The organism is Azospirillum sp. P4_B5 (assembly GCF_056402275.1).
Genome location: NZ_JBFUHT010000002.1, coordinates 185,986 through 202,844, shown reverse-complemented (window position 1 = coordinate 202,844; position 16,859 = coordinate 185,986). Strand labels below are relative to the sequence as shown.

16 protein-coding genes are annotated in these 16,859 nt (G+C 68.0%); 5 read left to right on the top strand and 11 right to left on the bottom strand.

Annotation, left to right across the window (positions count from 1 at the left end; genetic code table 11):
- Positions 1-295 precede the first annotated feature (295 nt).
- The 10 genes from AC1DVI_RS02560 to AC1DVI_RS02515 all read right to left on the bottom strand — a co-directional run bounded on the left by AC1DVI_RS02560 (position 296) and on the right by AC1DVI_RS02515 (position 10,162).
- Positions 296-1,792, bottom strand: a complete 1,497-nt coding sequence (locus AC1DVI_RS02560; protein WP_476956634.1) for a carboxypeptidase M32 — start codon at positions 1,790-1,792, stop codon at positions 296-298.
- 11 nt (positions 1,793-1,803) lie between these two features.
- Positions 1,804-2,544 (bottom strand): SURF1 family protein, encoded by a 741-nt coding sequence (locus AC1DVI_RS02555; RefSeq protein ID WP_476956653.1) that lies wholly within the window; start codon positions 2,542-2,544, stop codon positions 1,804-1,806.
- Between the two features lie 2 nt (positions 2,545-2,546).
- Positions 2,547-2,921: a DUF983 domain-containing protein gene (locus AC1DVI_RS02550; RefSeq protein ID WP_476956633.1), complete on the bottom strand. Its 375-nt coding sequence runs from the start codon at positions 2,919-2,921 to the stop codon at positions 2,547-2,549.
- 82 nt (positions 2,922-3,003) lie between these two features.
- Positions 3,004-3,882 carry a cytochrome c oxidase subunit 3 gene (locus AC1DVI_RS02545; protein WP_476956632.1) on the bottom strand — a complete coding sequence of 293 codons (879 nt, stop codon included), beginning with the start codon at positions 3,880-3,882 and terminating at the stop codon, positions 3,004-3,006.
- A gap of 87 nt (positions 3,883-3,969) precedes the next feature.
- On the bottom strand, positions 3,970-4,593 hold the full coding sequence (locus tag AC1DVI_RS02540; protein ID WP_149163320.1) for a cytochrome c oxidase assembly protein: 624 nt from the start codon (positions 4,591-4,593) through the stop codon (positions 3,970-3,972).
- A gap of 40 nt (positions 4,594-4,633) precedes the next feature.
- The gene (locus AC1DVI_RS02535; RefSeq protein WP_256380051.1) at positions 4,634-4,768 is read right to left on the bottom strand and encodes a hypothetical protein; all 135 of its coding nucleotides are present in this window, start codon (positions 4,766-4,768) and stop codon (positions 4,634-4,636) included.
- Entirely contained in the window at positions 4,765-5,694 is a 930-nt protein-coding gene (gene cyoE / locus AC1DVI_RS02530) for a heme o synthase (protein WP_476956631.1), read from the bottom strand. Before cyoE ends, AC1DVI_RS02535 begins: the two co-directional genes overlap by 4 nt.
- 82 nt (positions 5,695-5,776) lie before the next feature.
- Positions 5,777-7,390 carry a cytochrome c oxidase subunit I gene (ctaD, locus tag AC1DVI_RS02525; RefSeq protein ID WP_476956630.1) on the bottom strand — a complete coding sequence of 538 codons (1,614 nt, stop codon included), beginning with the start codon at positions 7,388-7,390 and terminating at the stop codon, positions 5,777-5,779.
- A gap of 66 nt (positions 7,391-7,456) precedes the next feature.
- On the bottom strand, positions 7,457-8,317 hold the full coding sequence (gene coxB, locus AC1DVI_RS02520; RefSeq protein ID WP_476956629.1) for a cytochrome c oxidase subunit II: 861 nt from the start codon (positions 8,315-8,317) through the stop codon (positions 7,457-7,459).
- Positions 8,318-8,800: 483 nt separating this feature from the next.
- Positions 8,801-10,162, bottom strand: coding sequence for a DUF3422 family protein (locus tag AC1DVI_RS02515; protein ID WP_476956652.1), 1,362 nt, complete (start codon positions 10,160-10,162; stop codon positions 8,801-8,803).
- Between the two features lie 169 nt (positions 10,163-10,331).
- On the opposite strand from AC1DVI_RS02515, the gene tldD reads away from it, so the two are divergent.
- From tldD to AC1DVI_RS02495, 4 genes are all read left to right on the top strand, one after another.
- Positions 10,332-11,765: a metalloprotease TldD gene (gene tldD, locus AC1DVI_RS02510; protein ID WP_149163315.1), complete on the top strand. Its 1,434-nt coding sequence runs from the start codon at positions 10,332-10,334 to the stop codon at positions 11,763-11,765.
- A 160-nt stretch (positions 11,766-11,925) separates the two neighbouring features.
- Positions 11,926-12,450, top strand: a complete 525-nt coding sequence (locus AC1DVI_RS02505; RefSeq protein ID WP_476956628.1) for a glycine cleavage system transcriptional repressor — start codon at positions 11,926-11,928, stop codon at positions 12,448-12,450.
- Positions 12,451-12,634: 184 nt separating this feature from the next.
- Positions 12,635-13,288, top strand: coding sequence for an AAA family ATPase (locus tag AC1DVI_RS02500; protein ID WP_476956627.1), 654 nt, complete (start codon positions 12,635-12,637; stop codon positions 13,286-13,288).
- 141 nt (positions 13,289-13,429) lie between these two features.
- The gene (locus AC1DVI_RS02495) at positions 13,430-15,505 is read left to right on the top strand and encodes a YjbH domain-containing protein (protein WP_476956626.1); all 2,076 of its coding nucleotides are present in this window, start codon (positions 13,430-13,432) and stop codon (positions 15,503-15,505) included.
- A gap of 18 nt (positions 15,506-15,523) precedes the next feature.
- On the opposite strand, the gene AC1DVI_RS02490 is transcribed toward AC1DVI_RS02495, so the two are convergent.
- Positions 15,524-16,177 (bottom strand): hypothetical protein, encoded by a 654-nt coding sequence (locus tag AC1DVI_RS02490; protein ID WP_149163312.1) that lies wholly within the window; start codon positions 16,175-16,177, stop codon positions 15,524-15,526.
- 330 nt (positions 16,178-16,507) lie between these two features.
- Between AC1DVI_RS02490 and AC1DVI_RS02485 the strand changes: the two genes are divergently transcribed.
- Positions 16,508-16,672 carry a DUF1328 domain-containing protein gene (locus AC1DVI_RS02485; protein WP_149163311.1) on the top strand — a complete coding sequence of 55 codons (165 nt, stop codon included), beginning with the start codon at positions 16,508-16,510 and terminating at the stop codon, positions 16,670-16,672.
- Positions 16,673-16,859 lie beyond the last annotated feature (187 nt).

Below are 16,859 nucleotides of genomic sequence, written 5' to 3'. Positions count from 1 at the left end.
GGAAGGAAGGATTTCGAGGACATTTGAGACAATGAAGACGCGTCGAGTGGTTGCGCTGTTTTGAAGCTGTTTTTCGGATTGATTGCTTGAATTCGCGAAGCGGCACACTGAAACGAAGGAGGGTTACCGGTCAGCCTTTTGCGTTCGGCGGGTTTTGCGGATTCTCCCGCAGCAGCGAACAGGCATCGGTGAAACCATCGCCCCCACCCCGGCCCTCCCCCGCTTCGCAGGGGAGGGAGAAAAGGTCCCCTCCCCTGCGTAGCGGGGGAGGGTTAGGGAGGGGGCAAGACTCCGCTCACTCCCCCAGATACCGGCTCTCCAGATGCCGCCGGAACACCGATGCGTCGAGCGGGCGCCCGGTGGCCGCCGTCAGCAGATCGTCACCGGACGCGTAGAGACAGCCCTTGCCGTGCACATTCTCCCCTAGCCACGCCACCAGCGGCCCGAGATCGCCGCGCGCCAGCGCCGGGCGGATGTCCGGATCGGCTTTCGCCGCGGCCTCGAACAGCTGGGCGGCGGTCATGGCGCCCAGCGTGTAGCTGGGGAAGTAGCCCCAGGCGCCGGACGGCCAGTGAATGTCCTGAAGGCAGCCCAGCCGGTCGTTCGGCGGCACCACCCCGACCAACTCCTTCATACCGTCGTTCCAGGCGCCGGGAAGGTCGGCCAAGGCCAAGTCCCCGGCGATCAGCGCCTTCTCCAGCCGGTAGCGCAGAATGATGTGCGCCGGGTAGGTCACCTCGTCGGCATCCACCCGGATGAAGCCGCGCTCCACCCGGCTGTAGAGGCGGCGCAGGTTGTCCGGCTCCCAGGCCGGGCCGGAGCCGCCGAACGCCTCCTGCGCGACCGGGGCCAGCCAGCACAGGAACTCCGGCGACCGGCAGGCCTGCATCTCCACGATCAGCGACTGGCTCTCATGCACCGCCATGCCGCGGGCCAGCCCGACTGGCTGACGCAGCCAGTCGCGCGGGCGGCCCTGCTCGTAAAGGGCGTGCCCCGTCTCGTGCATCACCCCCATCAGAGCCTTGGTGAAATCGTCCTCGTCGTAGCGGGTGGTGATGCGCACGTCGCCGGTGGCGCCGCCGCAGAAGGGATGCAGCGACACGTCCAGCCGCCCACGGGTGAAGTCGAACCCCGCCGCGCGCATCAGCCGCTCGCCCAACGCCTTCTGGTTGGAGACGGCAAAGGGCCCCACGGGCCGCTGCGGCGCCGGCTCGGCGGCTTGACGGTCGAGGACGCGCCCGATCAGGTCCGGCAGGAAGCCGGCCAGACCGGCGAACAGGGCGTCGATCCGTTCGGAGCGGGCGCCCGGGTCGTGCTCGTCCAGCATGGCATCGTAGGGCGACAGCCCCATGGCCGCCGCCTTGGCCTCGCCGCACTCGCGCACGCGGCGCAGCACCTCCGACAGGCTGGGCAGCAGCTTGGCGAAGTCGCTCTCCGCCCGCGCGGTGCGCCAAATCATCTCGCAGGCCGAGATCGCCTTGCTGGTCGCCTCGATCAGGTCGCCGGGAACGGCGGTGGCGTGGCGGTGGGTGCGCCGCATCTCCCGCAGGTTGGCCGCCTGCCAATCGTCCAGCCCGCCCGCCGCCTCGGCCTCCGCCAGCCAGTCGGCCACGCGAGGGTCGGTTTGCAGCTCGTGGGCCAGCACGGTCAGGGTGGCGGTCTGCTCCGCCCGCCCGTCGCTGGAGCCGTCGGGCATCATGGTCTGGCTGTCCCAGCTCAGGATGCCCAGGGCGTCGCCAATGGCGGCGATGCGGGCGAAACGGCGTTCCAACTCCTGATAGGCGGCTGTCATGGATGCAACTCCTAGGATCCCGGACCGGTCCTCCGGCGTTGGGACAGCACATAGACGACGACCAGCGTCGCGGCGAGGCTATACCAGGTGAACGCGTATTGCCTATGGTTGTTGGGCAACTCGACCAGCGGCTGAATGCCGTTCAGCGGCGCGTTGCCGCGCGCCGGGTCGGGAGTCATCTCGACCGCCAGCGGGGCGACGTTCTCCAGCTTCACGGCGGCGGCCATGGCCGGCGGGTCCAGCCGCATCCAGGATTCCGCCCCCGGCCGGTTGCCCGGCTGGAGCCAGCCGGCGGGCTGCGGCAGGCGGACCAGACCGGTGACGGTCACCGGCCCCTCCACCCGGCTCTCCGGACGGCTGACGGGCGCGCGCTTGTCCATGGGCAGGAAGCCGCGGTTGACCAGCACCACGCCGCCGCCGTCCTCCGCCGGGCGCTGCAACGGTGTCAGCAGCTCGTAGCCCGCCTGCCCCTTCCGGGGCCGTGCCACCAGAAGCAGTTCCTTGTCGTTCAGGAAGCGCCCGGTGACGGTCACCGGACGGAACTCCAGCGCCTCGGGATCGGTAATGGCGGAGGGCAGCGGGATCGGGGGCGCGTGCAGCCGCTGCTCCACCCGGCGGACCAGATCCTCCTTCCACGCCAGCCGCTGCATCTGCCACGTGCCCAGCCCCAGCATGACCAGCACGGCGGGCACGGTGATCAGCGTCGCCCACAGCGAGGGGCGGAAGCGGCGGGATTCGGCGGCGGCGGTCATGGTCACTCGTCCGGGTCCTCCAACTCGTTGCGGCGGTGGCGGTATTGCAGCGCCACGACGTAGGCCTTGGCCGGGCGCAGCATGCCGAGCGCCAGCCCGAGCACGACGATGCTCCAGACGATGGCGTGCAGCCACAGCGGCCAGTCCACCGTCATCGACACCCACAGCGCCACCGGCACGACCAGGAAGCCCAGGATGAAGATCAGGAACACCGCCGGCCCGTCGCCGCTGTCCTGCCGGGCGAGGTTCAGGTTGCACACCGAACAGCGCTCGTTGACCGTCAGGTAGCCGTCGAACAGTTTGCCCCGTCCGCAGCGCGGGCAGGCGCAGCGCAGGCCGGCGATCAGAGGCGAGGGGCTGGTGTAGTAGGTGCTCAAATCATTCGCCTCCTTCCAGGAATGGGAAGCCCCTCTCCCCCGGTGGAGGAGAAGGGCTTCGCAAGGCGACAGGGGGGATCGTTCAGTGGCCGCTCGTGGCGCCCAGCGACCCCCACCAGTAGATCGACACGAACAGGAACAGCCAGACCACGTCCACGAAGTGCCAGTACCAGGCCGCCGCCTCGAAGCCGAAATGGCTCTGCGGGGTGAAGTGGCCCTTCATGGTGCGGAACCAGCAGACCGCCAGGAAGATGGTGCCGACGATGACGTGGAAGCCGTGGAAGCCGGTCGCCATGTAGAAGGTCGACGGGTAGATGCCCTGGGTGAAGCCGAAGGCGGCGTGGGCGTACTCCCAGCCCTGGAAGAAGGTGAACATCACCCCCAGCAGGACGGTCAGGCCCAGCGCGCGAGACGCCTCCTTGTTGCGGCCCTCAAGAATCGCGTGGTGGGCCCAGGTGACGGTAACGCCCGACAGCAGCAGGATCAGCGTCATCATCAGCGGCAGGTGGAAGGTCTCCAGCACCGTGATGTTCGGCGGCGGCCAGACGCCCTGCGGGTTCTCGGCGAACACCTTGGGGTAGAGAGCCGCGTCGTAGAAGGCCCAGAAGAAGGCGGCGAAGAACATCACCTCCGAGGCGATGAACAGCGCCATGCCGTAGCGCAGGCCGATCTTCACCACCGGGGTGTGCGCCTCCTCGCGCACCGCCTCCTTGATGACGTCGCGCCACCAGCCGAACATCACGCCCAGGATGGACGCGAAGCCGAGGGCCGCCAGCAGCCAGCCGCCGCCGTGCATGTAGATAATCATGCCCGTCGCGAACAGACCGGCCGCGAAGGCGCCCAGCAGAGGCCAGGGGCTCGGCTTCACCAGATGGTAGGGATGCGGGATGCCGGCGCCCTCCCCCGCGCCGTGCGCGGAGGCTGGGGGATGCGGCATGTGCGCGTGCGTGATGTCGGCCATCGTCTCTTTCCAACCCCGGTTTGTTTCGCCCGATTTCTTCGTTCAGCCCTAATTCTCTGTTCAGACTGTCTCTTTTTTACAGCGTTCTCAGTTCGCCGCGGTCCCGGTGCCTTTCGCACCCGCGGCCTGCGTCGCGTGCTGCGCCAGCACCTGGGTCTCGTCCTTGGCGCGGAAGAAGGTGTAGGACAGGGTGATGGTGGTCACATCCTCCATCGCCGGATCGTCGGCCAGGGCCGGATCGACGAAGAAGGCCACCGGCATGTCCACCGACTGACCGGGCTCCAGCACCTGCTCGGTGAAGCAGAAGCACTCGATCTTGTTGAAGTACTTGCCGACTTTGTCCGGCGTGACGTTGTAGAGCGCGGTCCCCACGGTGGCTCGGTCGGTCCGGTTGGCGGCCTGATAGGCGGCCAGCCCCATCTCGCCCAGCTTCACCGTCAGCTCCTTCTGCTCCGGCTTGAAGCGCCAGGGCAGCGACTGGTTCACGTCGGCGTTGAAGCGGACCTTGATGACGCGGTCGACCTGCCGCGCGGGCGCGGCGTCGGCCCGCTGGGTGGTGCCGCCGAAGCCGGTCACCTGACAGAACAGCGCGTAGAGCGGCACCGAGGCGTAGGCGAGCCCGACCATCCCGAAGACGAGGCCGAACAGCCCGGCCATGAACAGGCGGTTCTTCCGCCGGAGCCCCTTGTCGCTTTCAGGCCGGTCGCTCATGGCGCCGCTTCCTCCCCTTGCGTTGATCCGGTCGTGGTGGTCAGTGTCCGCCCATCCGCACCAGCGTGATGACGTAGAACATCACCACCAGCCCGATCAGCGCGGCCAGAACCGCGTAGTTGCGCCCGCGCAGCCGCTTGCGGCGTTCCTCGTGGGATTCGTCCATGATCGTCATGCCCCGCCTCCGGTCGTCAGGATTCCGCTCACCAGATGCTCGCCCATCAGCAGGGCGAACAGCAGGAACAGGTAGAGGATCGAGAAGCCGAACATCCGCTTGGCCGGCTTGTCGTCGGTGGCGCGCAGCACGCGGACCGCGCACAGCACGAAGTAGGCGCCCAGCAGGCTCGACCCGATCAAATAGGTGAGGCCGCCGATGCCCAGGAAGTACGGGGCCACCGCCACCGGCAGCAGGACCAGCGTGTAGGCCAGCATCTGCCGCTTGGTGGAGTCCGGCCCGGCCACCACCGGCATCATCGGCACCCCGGCGCGGGTGTAGTCGCCGTTGCGGAACAGCGCCAGCGCCCAGAAATGCGGCGGCGTCCACAGGAAGATCAGCAGGAACAGCAGGATGGAGGGCAACTCCACTCCACCCGTCACCGCCGCCCAGCCGATCATCGGCGGAAAGGCGCCGGCCGCCCCGCCGATCACGATGTTCTGCGGCGTCCGCCGCTTCAGCCACATCGTGTAGATGAACACGTAGAAGCCGATGGTCATCGCCAGCAGCGCCGAGGCCGCCCAATTGACCGCCAGCCCCATCACCACGACCGACGCCGCGGCCAGGATCACCCCGAAGGCCAGCGCGTTGTCCGGCTCCACCCGACCCGACGGGATCGGGCGGCGGACGGTGCGCGTCATCACCGCGTCGATGTCGCGGTCGTACCACATGTTGATGGCGCCCGAGGCACCGGCCCCGACCGCGATGCACAGCACCGCCACCGCCGCCAGCACGGGATGGATGTGGCCGGGCGCCAGCACGATGCCGGCCAGCCCGGTGAAGACCACGAGCGACATCACCCGCGGCTTCAGCAGCTCGATGTAGTCACCCGGCGTCGATCCGGAGACCGGACCTGTCGAGACCCGTTCAATGCTCAGGTCCGTCATTCTGCACTATCCTCTGGCTTTTCGGCTCTCTGGCCGGAGGGAGCTTCCCGGCTCCCCCGGCGTCATGGTCACGAACGATCGTTCACTTCACCTGCGGCAGCGTCTCGAAGGCGTGGAACGGCGGGGGCGAACTCACGGTCCACTCCAACGTGCCGGCCTGCGGTCCCCAGTAGGCCGCCTCAACCTTCTCGCCGCTGCGCAGGGTCTTGTACGCGATCCACACGAAGAGAAGCGTGGACGCAAAGGAGAGATAGGCGCCGAACGAGGAGACCATGTTCCAGCCCCAGTAGGCGTCCGGATAGTCCGGGATGCGGCGCGGCATGCCGGCCAGACCCAGGAAATGCTGCGGGAAGAAGACCAGGTTCACGCCGATGAAGGTCGTCCAGAAGTGAACCTTGCCCCAGAACTCCGGATACTGGCGCCCCGACATCTTGCCGATCCAGTAGTACCAGCCGGCGAAGATCGAGAAGACCGCGCCCAGCGACAGCACGTAGTGGAAGTGCGCGACGACGTAGTAGGTGTCGTGCAGCACGATGTCCATGCCGCCGTTGGCCAGCACCACGCCGGTCACGCCGCCGACCGTGAACAGGAAGATGAAGCCGAGCGCCCACAGCATCGGCACCCGGAACTCGATCGACCCGCCCCACATCGTGGCGATCCAGGAGAAGATCTTCACGCCCGTCGGCACCGCGATGATCATCGTGGCGGCGGTGAAGTAGGCCTTGGTGTCGACATCCAGGCCCACCGTGTACATGTGGTGCGCCCACACCACGAAGCCGACCACGCCGATGGCGACCATCGCGTAGGCCATGCCGAGATAGCCGAACACCGGCTTGTGCGAGAAGGTCGAGACGATGTGGCTGATGATGCCGAAGGCCGGCAGGATCATGATGTAGACTTCGGGGTGGCCGAAGAACCAGAACAGGTGCTGGAACAGGATCGGGTCGCCGCCGCCCTCAGGGTTGAAGAAGCTGGTGCCGAAGTTGCGGTCGGTCAGCAGCATGGTGATGGCGCCGCCCAGCACCGGCACGGCCAGCAGCAGCAGGAAGGCCGTCACCAGCATCGCCCAGACGAACAGCGGCATCTTGTGCAGCGTCATGCCCGGCGCGCGCATGTTGAAGATGGTGGTGATGAAGTTCACAGCACCCAGGATCGACGAGGCGCCGGCGAGGTGAAGGGCGAAGATCGCCATGTCCACCGACGGCCCGCTGTGGCCCAGCGGCGAGGACAGCGGCGGGTAGATCGTCCAGCCGGTGCCGGCCCCCTGCCCCACGAAGGCGGAGCCCAGCAGCAGCAGGAAGGCCGGGACGATCAGCCAGAAGCTGATGTTGTTCAGCCGCGGGAAGGCCATGTCGGGCGCGCCGATCATCAGCGGCACGAACCAGTTGCCGAAGCCGCCGATCAACGCCGGCATCACCACGAAGAACACCATGATCAGGCCGTGCGCGGTGATCAGCACGTTCCAGACCTGCCCGTCGCTGACGAACTGCATGCCCGGCGACTGGAGTTCCAGACGCATGATGACCGAGAACAACCCGCCGATCAGCCCGGCGATCACCGAGAAGATCAGGTAGAGCGTTCCGATGTCCTTGTGGTTCGTGGAGAAGAACCAACGCTCGACGAAGCCCGGCATGTGGTGGTCGTGGTCATGCCCGTGGCCGTGTCCCTGCGCTTCCCCCGGATTGGCGTTTGCCATGTCTCTAACCCTCGCGTCGGCGGAATGATTTTTCTTTGAGGTGCCGCTGCATCCAAAGCGTGATTCTTACTGGACGGCCCCGGCGGACGCCACCTCTGAGGACTGCGCCTCGGCAACGTCGCGCTTGGTGTCGGGGGTTCCGTAAGCGGTCTTGGCCTTCTCGACCCACTGGTTGAAGGCCTCCTTCGAGACGGCCTCGACCGCGATCGGCATGAAGGCGTGGTTCACGCCGCAGATCTCGGAACACTGGCCGTAATAGACGCCTTCCTTCTCGATCCGCACCCAGGTCTCGTTGGCGCGGCCCGGCACCGCGTCCTTCTTCACGCCGAAGCTCGGCACCGCCCAGGAGTGAATGACGTCGCCCGCGGTGACCAGCACGCGTACCGTCGTGCCGACCGGCAGGATCACGCGGTTGTCGACCTCCAGAAGGCGCTTCTGGCCGGGCTTCAGCTCCGAATCCTGGATCATGTAGCTGGAGAAGGCGATGTTGCCGTGGTCGGGATACTCGTAGTCCCAGTACCACTGCCGCCCGGTGACCTTGAGGGTCATCTCCGCTTCCGGCACCCGCTCCGCCTGATAGAGCAGCTTGAAGGAGGGCACCGCGATGACGATCAGGATGATGACCGGGATGACCGTCCAGGCGATCTCCAGCACCGTGTGGTGCGAGGTCGTGGACGGCACGGCGTTTTTCTTGGCGTTGAAGCGCAGCGCCACCCAGGCCAACAGCCCCGCCACGAAAATGACGATGGCGACGATGATCACCGTCAGCAGATCGTGGAACGAGTCCATGGCGTGCTTGACCGGCGTGGCCGCCTCCTGAAGCCCCAATTGCCAGGGATGGGGTTCGGCGGCGGAACCGGTCGCGGCAAATCCACACAAAGATGTCAGCGCCGCCAGAACGGCAGCGTTCAGGGTCTGCGTCTTCATCCCCACCCTCTTCGTTACCCGCCGCCCACGGTCGTGGACGGCGGTCGTCCCTTCCCGCCGGACCCGCCTTCGCCCCTGTTTCCCTGGTGCGTTCCACCCCTGTCGGGCGGTTGCGCGTCCGGGCGTTGCGACGGTGCCGGTCTATGCAGGGATCGTGCCGTTTGTGGGTGGCACGGTCCCCGCAGCGCGAGCTTAACCCTGCACTGCGCTTGGGTACAAGTCAGGCGTCCCTACACGAAGGACATAGGCGCAATGCCGGTTTCAAGCCCGCATCAAAACAGAAGTTGAGTTTCGGTATCGGCTTCGCACTGCGACAAGCTGTCGCAGTTTGATGGTACAGCGAATTGTCTCGGAAAATCAAGTTTTTAGGCTTGCACGCCTGAGTCGCGGGACGCAAGGGACCTTCCGCGGGTGGCGCCTTCCGGTCGCCGTGCGCGCTGCGGTACCCCACCACCGTGTTGGAACGGAAAAGCTCCGGGGCCGTCAGTGCCCGCTGGTGATGACCTTGCGGATTCGGCGCACGCCGGACCAGACGAAGGCGATGACGATGGGAATCATCAGCCCGACGAGCAGGTCGGGATCGACCTTCATGCCGAGTCCCTTCAGCCCCTTGGCGGCGTAGCCGACGATGCCGACGAGGTAGTAGCTGATCGCCACCACCGACAGCCCCTCCACCGTCTCCTGCAGGCGAAGCTGCAACTGCGCCCGCTTGTCCATGGAGAGGAGAAGCTCGGCGTTCTGCCCTTCCACGGCGATCTCCACCCGCGTGCGCAGCAGGTCACTGGCGCGAGCCACGCGCTGGGACAGGGCCTGCAGACGCGATTCCACCGCCTCGCAGGTGCGGATCGCCGGGGCGAGGCGGCGGTCCATGAACTCGCCCACCGTGGGCAACCCCTCGATGCGGATCTCGCGCAGCTCGACGATGCGCTTTTCCACGAGGTTGTAATAGGCGCGCGCCGCGCCGAAGCGGTAGGCGGTTTCCGCGGCGATCTGCTCGGTCTGGGCGGCCAGCAGGGTCAGCCGGTCCAGCAGCTCCCGCTCGTCGTCCAGGCCGCGCAGGGTGGCGATGCGGGTGGTCAGGTCGGCCAGATCGGCCTCGATCGGGCCGATGCGCGGCAGCACGCCGCGCGCCACCGGCAAGGCCAGCAGCGCCATCACCCGGTAGGTCTCGATCTCCAGCAGGCGCTGCACGACGCGGCCCGCCTGGTTGGCGGTCATCGCATGGTCGGCGATCAGGATGCGCGAGAAGCCGTCGCCATGGATGCGGAAGTCGGTCCAGGCCGTCGCCGCCCGCCCGGAGATGCGCGTGCCGATGTAGCTGGGCGAGCCGAACATCGCCGCCAGCATGTTGGCCGAGGGTTCCGGCGATTCGGCATCGAGGACGGCGACATGGACGCCGACCATCAGTTCGCCCGGCAGCCCGGCCAGCCAATCCTTCGGCACCGCGTTCAGCGCCGGCTCCAGGAAGGGATCGACCAGCACGCCCGCCGGGGACGCGGCGCTGGGGCGGAAGACGGTCCAGGTGGAGAATTCGGTGTGCCGCTCCCACTTCAGGCGGAAGCTGCCGAAGGAGCCGCTGTAATGGGTGGCCCCGGCGGGCGGGCGCGGCACGCCGGCCCAGTCGCACAGCTTCTCCAGATGCAGCCGGTCGGCCTCCGACGCGCCCTCCCCCGACAGCATCGCCAGCATGGTGGCGCGCACCGGGGTGGACAGAACCTCCGGCGGGCGGGTGTGCACCTCGTTGGTCAGGGTCACGCGCAGGGCGTGGTTCTTCAGGGGGTGGGCCAGGGAGCGGCCGGCGTCTCCGTTGCCGGTGCGGCCCATCGCCAGCGCGTCGTCGGTCATCGCGGCCATTCCCCTTCCAAGCCCCTTCCGCCCAGAGACGACGAGCCTTGCCGGATGGGCCGCCCGTCGCCACACTATAAGTCTGATCTTAGACCACATCGCGGGTGCGGGTGCGAGAGCGCCGGTGCCGCATCGTTGTCCTACGATAGACCGATACCCCGGAGTCCCCATGAGCGCGCTTGCCGTCACCGACGATCTGTTCTTCAACCGCGCCGGCCTGGACCGGTCCCGTGTCGAGGGGGTGGTGGCCGACGCGCTGCGGGGGGCGGACGACGGCGAACTGTATCTGGAATATGCGCAGAGCGAATCGCTGGGCTGGGACGACGGCAAGCTGAAGGCGGCCAGCTTCGACACCACCCAGGGCTTCGGCCTGCGCGCCATCGCCGACGAGGCGACCGGCTTCGCCCACGCCTCCAGCCTGTCGGAGGACGCCATCCGCCGCGCCGCCGCGACGGTGCGCGCCGTCCAGGCCGGGCACGCCGGCACCTTCGCCGAGCCGCCCGCCGGCACCAACCGCGCGCTCTACATCCCCGACAACCCTCTGCCCCTGGTCCCCTTCGAGGCGAAGGTGAAGCTGCTGGCGGAGATCGACGCCTACGCCCGGGCCAAGGACCCGCGGGTGCGGCAGGTCTCCTGCTCGATCAGCGGCGAGTGGCAGGCGGTGCAGATCATCCGCGCCGACGGCGTGCGCGTGGCCGACCTGCGCCCGCTGGTCCGGCTGAACGTCTCCGTCGTGGTGGCCGAGGGCGACCGCATGGAAACGGGCGGCCACGGCGGCGGCGGGCGCGTCACCTACGAACACTACATGCAGCCGGAGACGTGGCGGGCCTTCGTCGACGAGGCGCTGCGCTCCGCGCTCGTCAACCTGTCCTCCGTTCCCGCCCCGGCGGGCGAGATGACCGTCGTTCTCGGCAACGGCTGGCCGGGCATCCTGCTGCACGAGGCCATCGGCCACGGGCTGGAGGGCGACTTCAACCGCAAGAAGACCTCGGCCTTCGCCGGGCTGATGGGCCAGCGCATCGCCGCGCCCGGCGTGACCATCGTGGATGACGGCACCATCGAGAACAGCCGCGGCTCGATCACCGTGGACGACGAGGGCACCCCCGGCCAGTGCACGACGCTGATCGAGGACGGCATCCTGGTCGGCTACATGCAGGACCGCATGAACGCCCGGCTGATGGGCATGCGCCCGACCGGCAACGGGCGCCGCCAGAGCTTCGCCTGCCACCCCATGCCGCGCATGACCAACACCGTGATGCGTCCCGGCGCCTATGAGCCGGAGGAGATCATCAAGTCGGTCAAGAAGGGCCTCTACGCCAAGAACTTCGGCGGCGGGCAGGTGGACATCACCAGCGGCAAGTTCGTCTTCTCCGCCAACGAGGCCTATCTGATCGAGGACGGCAAGCTCGGTCCGGCGGTGAAGGGAGCGACCCTGATCGGCAACGGCCCGGACAGCCTGACCCGCGTGTCGATGATCGGCAACGACACCAAGCTGGACCCCGGCGTCGGCACCTGCGGCAAGGACGGCCAGGGCGTCCCCGTGGGCGTCGGCCAGCCGACCCTGCGCCTGGACGGCCTGACCGTGGGCGGCACGGCGGCCTGATGTTTCCCTTCTCCCCCCTGGGGAGAAGGTCGGGATGAGGGGGCGCCGAAGGCGCGCCACGCCGACTCATCCGGCGTTTTTCTTCGCCCTGCCGGGCGCACCGCCCCCTCACCCAACCCTCTCCCCAGGGGGAGAGGGCTCAGCATCGGAGGTTTCGCCCGTGTCGTCCCTCGCGCTGGTTTCGACCTTCTGCCCCGACCGCGTCGGTCTCGTCTCGGCGGTCACCGGCCATCTGTTCGGGCTGGGGGCCAACCTGCGCGACGCGACCTTCGCGGTGATGGGGTCCGGGGCGGAGTTCTCGGCGGTTTGCGAACTGCCGGACGACGTCCCCGTCGGGGAGGTGCAGGAGGGGCTGGCCAGCCTGCCCGAACTGGCCGGCGCGCAAATCAAGGTCACGCCCTTCGACTTCGACCCCAACCCCGGTCCGCTCGCCCGCATCACCCACCGTGTGGAGGTGTCGGGCGGCGACCAGCCCGGCCTGATCGCCCGTCTGTCGGAGATCTTCACCCAGTTCGAGGCGAACATCGTCCGGCTGGACGCCCAGACCCTGCCGGAGCGGGAGAGCGGGCGTTACACCATCCGCTTCGCCGTCTCGATCCCGCCGGAGCGCGCCGACACCTGCCTGTCCGCGATCGCCAACACCGCGGAGACGATGGGCCTGACCTGCACCGCCGTCGCGCTCTAGGCTCTGCCGCTGCCGCTGCCGCTGCCGGGCAATGCAATGAACTGCCGCACCGCGTGGCGCCATCTGCACCTCTGGACGGTTGTCGGAATCCGGAGCCCGATTGTCGCGGAATTAAGCACCAGGGCGCCAAACGCCGGCCCGAATGCGCACCTGATCGACAGCAGCGTGATCCGTGCCCGCTCCCATGCCGCCCGACGCCATGATCGCCTCGTCTTTACAGACGACGATGCCCTTGACCGGCCCGGAAGAGGCGCCCTCGCAACAAGGTGACAGCCTCGCCAAGGACAGTATACATTGCACCATGCTTGATAACCGTGGACATGTCCTCATCCTCACCGGGCCACCAGGTGCCGGGAAAAGCACTACGGCGCTCAGCCTCGTGCGCTCGTCGTCTGCAGCAGCCGTTCATCTCCATGGAGATGACTTCTGGCATTTCATTCGTCAGGGAGCCATCCCGCCTTATCTGCCCGAGGCACATAAACAGAACGAATGCGTGATGGCCGTGCTGGCACAAGCTGCTGAGGGCTACGCGGGAGGAGATTACTTTGTGATCGTGGACGGGATCGTAGGTCCTTGGTTCCTTGCCCCATTTCGAAATCTCACGAAGCCCGTCCACTACATCGTGCTGCGTCCAGAGCTTGACGCAGCGATTGGCCGCTGCCGCCAACGAGGCGGTAATACGCTTACCGACCCGGTGCCGATCGCTGCGCTCCATCGGCAGTTCTCTGCGCTGGGCGATCTCGAAAAGCACGTCATCGAGACAGGCGGTCAGGCCCCGGATGAGACACTCTCCGCCGTGTGGGCGGCGCTTCGCAGTGGCGATTTTCGTCTGGCCTGAACAGGACAGGTGCAGCATTTGCCCGGATAGGCACTTTGGCGACACGTATTAGCCTCCGCCCAGGGGGAGGATTTATGATTGCATTCATACGCATGACAATGCCATTGGTCGGGAATATCCCACAGCAATCTCTACCATGGCGTGAATCGCGTTCTCCTCTTCCTTGCGCTGTCCATTTCCGCTTTGCCCGCGCGGGCGGAAGGGCTTGAGGCGACCCTGTCCGACTGGGGAACCGTCGGGCTGCTTCAGACGCCGACCGCGCGCGGCCTGCCGGACGGCACCGTCACCGCCGGATTGACCGCTCTCGGTGGCTTGCACCGCCACGCCTTCGCCGGGGCGCAGCTCCTTCCCGGCCTTGAGGTCACGCTGCGCAACAGCACCTACCCGAGCTGGCACGGCCTCAGCGAACCGGGGGTGGACGCCAAGCTGCGCCTGCTGCGCGAAGGGCCATGGTGGCCGGCTCTGGCGGTCGGCGGGCGGGACGTCACCGGCTGCGGGCTGGACCTGCCGGGCAAGGGGCGCTTCGCGGGCGAGTATCTGGTCGCCTCGCGCCGCTGGTGGGATGTCGATCTCAGCCTGGGCATCGGCTGGGGTGGGCTCGGCGACTACGGGCATATCCGCAACCCGCTGCACTTCCTCGGCGGGCGCTTCAAGCGCGACCGCGACCCGGCCAACGCCGCCTCCCGCGGGCCGGAGGCGTGGTTCACCGGGAAGCGCGCGGCCCTGTTCGGTGGTGTCGAATGGCACACGCCGCTGGAGGGGCTCAGCATCAAGCTGGAGTACAGCGCCGACAGTTTCCGCGCCCAGCAGCAGGACGACCCGAGCTTCCGGCCCGGCCTGCCGCTGAACGCCGGCCTCGCCTACCGTCCCTGGAACTGGCTGGAGGTCGGCGCCGGCGTCGAGCAGGGATCGCGTGCCATGCTGCGCCTCGCCGCGCGCTTCGACCCACGGCAGGACGTGGAGACCACCCCGCGCACGCCACCACCCACGGTCGGCGCCCGCCCGGCCTCGCCGGACGCCGCCCTGTCCGCTCCGGACATCACGGCCCTGGCCCGGCTTCACCGGCTGCCCGCCCGCTCCGCCGTGATCGACGGCGACCGCGCCGCCCTGTGGCTGGACCCGGCGGGAACCGGCACCGCCCCGCTGGCGCAGGAGGTGGGGCGCGCCGCCCGCCTGCTGGCCGACCGCGCGCCGCCGGCAGTCGAATGGCTGAGCGTCGTCACCGGCGGCGCCGGGCTGGACGGCACGGCCGTCACCCTGTCGCGCCGCGCCGTTGAACAGGCGGCCGGTAAGCGCGGCAGTCCTGAAGAAATCTGGCGGACGGCCCGCATCGACCGCTCCGCCGGCCCTCCGCCGGACTGGGCGTCGCGGCTCGCCCTGACCGTCGCCCCGACCGTAGAGGCCAGCCTGTTCGAGCAGAGCGCGCCGCTGGTGCAGCGGACCTACGGCGACGCCGTGCTGACGGCGGAACCGCTGCGCGGGCTGGTGCTCAGCGGCGGGCTGCGGGTGAACCTCAGCCATAACCTCCACCTCCTCGACACCAACGCCATCCCGGCGGCGGAACCGGTGCGCAGCGACCTGCCGCGCTACGCCGACCGCCACGCCGCGGTCGAGCGGCTGTACGCGGCGTGGCTGGCCGCCCCCTCCGAGAGCTGGAACACGCGCCTGTCCGTCGGCCATTTCGAGGAGATGTTCGGCGGTGTGGGAGGCGAGGCGCTGTACCGCCCCCTGACGGCGCGCTGGGCGCTCGGGCTTGACCTCAACCGCGTCTGGAAGCGCCCGCCTGACGACGCGTTGCGCCTTGCCCCGGAAAGCGGACGGAACACCGGCCACGCCAGCCTCTATTGGGAAACGCCGGGGGCCGCCACAACGGGCGTGCTGCGGCTGGGTCGCTATCTCGGCGGGGATTGGGGCGGCACGGTCGAACTGATGCGCGCCTTCGACGGCGGCCTCCGTCTGTCCGGCCATGTCACCTGGACCGATGGCCCGGAGGGCGCGCAGAGCCGCTACGGCGGGCGGCTGGAGCAGGGCATCGCGCTGACCATGCCCTTCAGTCCCGGAGGCTCCTGGCCGCCGGATGGGCGGTTGGCGGCCGCGGTGCGCACCCTCGGACGCGACGCGGGGCAACGGCTGCGCCAGCCATTGCCCCTGTATGACGCGTCGGTCGTGGCGGGTTACGGCCGCCTGACCGGATCATGGCCGCGGCTGATGGACTGAGCCGAGGCGGACCTGGAATCAGCGGATTTCGGAGATCGTCCCGGTCTTGGCGTCGAGAAGCACGGTGCTCCAGGTGCCGTTGGCCGACTGGGCCTCCGCCACGTAGTTCTCACCCTGCTTGCGGAAGTCGCGGACGGAGGTGAAGCCGGCGGCGCTGAAGTAGTTCAGCAGAGAGGTCTGCATCAGCTCCTTGCGGTTCTGGCCGCGCTCGGCGCGCTGGGCGGTGTTCGGATCGACATTCATGATGACCTGCCGGTTGCCCTGCATGGTGTTGGGCATGGTGCCGGTGGCCGACCCGGTGGTCCCCATCGCGCCGCTGTTCGGCACGCTGTTGTTCATGGTCCCGGTCGAACCGTAGGTGCCGGGCGTCGCATAGGTGCCGGTGCTGCCGTAGGTGCCCGCGGCGCCGGACCCGACGGTGGATTCGGCGCTGCCGCTGGTCACGCGGTCGGGCATGCGGCCGTCGGGCATCCGGTTCTGGGTCTGATTGCTCCAGGGGTCGGCCCTCTCGCCGGGCAGGCTTTCGACCTGCGGGCTGGTGGTCGGCAGGCCCGACGGGCTGGAGCGCTCGTAAGGGACCTGCGGCGCGTTGTTCTGATAGGTCTGGGCCATCGCGACGGGAGCGGCGGCCAGGGTCGCGGCGAGAACGGCGAGGGACAGTTTGGCGTTCATGGCATCCTCTTCTCTCGATACGGCGTCTCGCACCGGCGGAGCGGTGCTGCGCCTTTTCACCCGCCCGGCCGGAACCAAGCAGGCTGGCGAACTCGACAACAGCGCTCGTCGGACGTTGTTGCGGTCAAGCCAGCGTTATCGGGATGCGCCTCCCCCTTTTGGAACCGACCCTACCCAAAAAAAGCTCTTTGCTGGAGTGGGGTCCGGGAACCTTTCAGATCGGCGCGGTGTTTTGCACAATACTGACACGCTCTTCACAGAGTATGACGTTCAACAGACTGCGCGCCGGACGAGCCGTAACGCGCTTCGGGCCGAGCGAGGGAGGTTAGGATGCTCTATTGGGCACTTGTTTTCTTCGTGGTCGCGCTGATCGCCGGCGCACTCGGTTTCGGCGGAATTGCGTCAGCCTCTTCGGGCATTGCGCAAATCCTGTTCTTCCTCTTCCTTATCTTGTTCGCGGCGAGTTTGATTCTGGGCCTGGTCAGGCGCCGCTAGACCCAGCACCCGCCCGGAACCGTCCGGGCGGGCGTTTCCCGCAGCGCGCCCGAGTCCGGCCTTCACGTTTCGGAGGGTCGGGCTCGCGATTACCCCCAAAGCCTCTCGATGTTAGCCTCGCACCTGACCGGCAACGCCCCATCCGGAGCGTTGCCGGTTTCTCTGTGCGGTCAGCCGTGAGCGGATG

Bases quoted from the DNA above. Each gene is read 5' to 3' on its own strand.
- AC1DVI_RS02485 (WP_149163311.1), top strand. From the start codon at position 16,508: ATGCTCTATTGGGCACTTGTTTTCTTCGTGGTCGCGCTGATCGCCGGC.
- AC1DVI_RS02500 (WP_476956627.1), top strand. From the start codon at position 12,635: ATGCCGCCCGACGCCATGATCGCCTCGTCTTTACAGACGACGATGCCC.
- ctaD (WP_476956630.1), bottom strand. From the start codon at position 7,390: ATGGCAAACGCCAATCCGGGGGAAGCGCAGGGACACGGCCACGGGCAT.
- AC1DVI_RS02490 (WP_149163312.1), bottom strand. From the start codon at position 16,177: ATGAACGCCAAACTGTCCCTCGCCGTTCTCGCCGCGACCCTGGCCGCC.
- AC1DVI_RS02545 (WP_476956632.1), bottom strand. From the start codon at position 3,882: ATGGCCGACATCACGCACGCGCACATGCCGCATCCCCCAGCCTCCGCG.
- cyoE (WP_476956631.1), bottom strand. From the start codon at position 5,694: ATGACGGACCTGAGCATTGAACGGGTCTCGACAGGTCCGGTCTCCGGA.
- tldD (WP_149163315.1), top strand. From the start codon at position 10,332: ATGAGCGCGCTTGCCGTCACCGACGATCTGTTCTTCAACCGCGCCGGC.
- AC1DVI_RS02540 (WP_149163320.1), bottom strand. From the start codon at position 4,593: ATGAGCGACCGGCCTGAAAGCGACAAGGGGCTCCGGCGGAAGAACCGC.
- AC1DVI_RS02515 (WP_476956652.1), bottom strand. From the start codon at position 10,162: ATGACCGACGACGCGCTGGCGATGGGCCGCACCGGCAACGGAGACGCC.
- AC1DVI_RS02555 (WP_476956653.1), bottom strand. From the start codon at position 2,544: ATGACCGCCGCCGCCGAATCCCGCCGCTTCCGCCCCTCGCTGTGGGCG.
- AC1DVI_RS02560 (WP_476956634.1), bottom strand. From the start codon at position 1,792: ATGACAGCCGCCTATCAGGAGTTGGAACGCCGTTTCGCCCGCATCGCC.
- AC1DVI_RS02535 (WP_256380051.1), bottom strand. From the start codon at position 4,768: ATGACGATCATGGACGAATCCCACGAGGAACGCCGCAAGCGGCTGCGC.
- coxB (WP_476956629.1), bottom strand. From the start codon at position 8,317: ATGAAGACGCAGACCCTGAACGCTGCCGTTCTGGCGGCGCTGACATCT.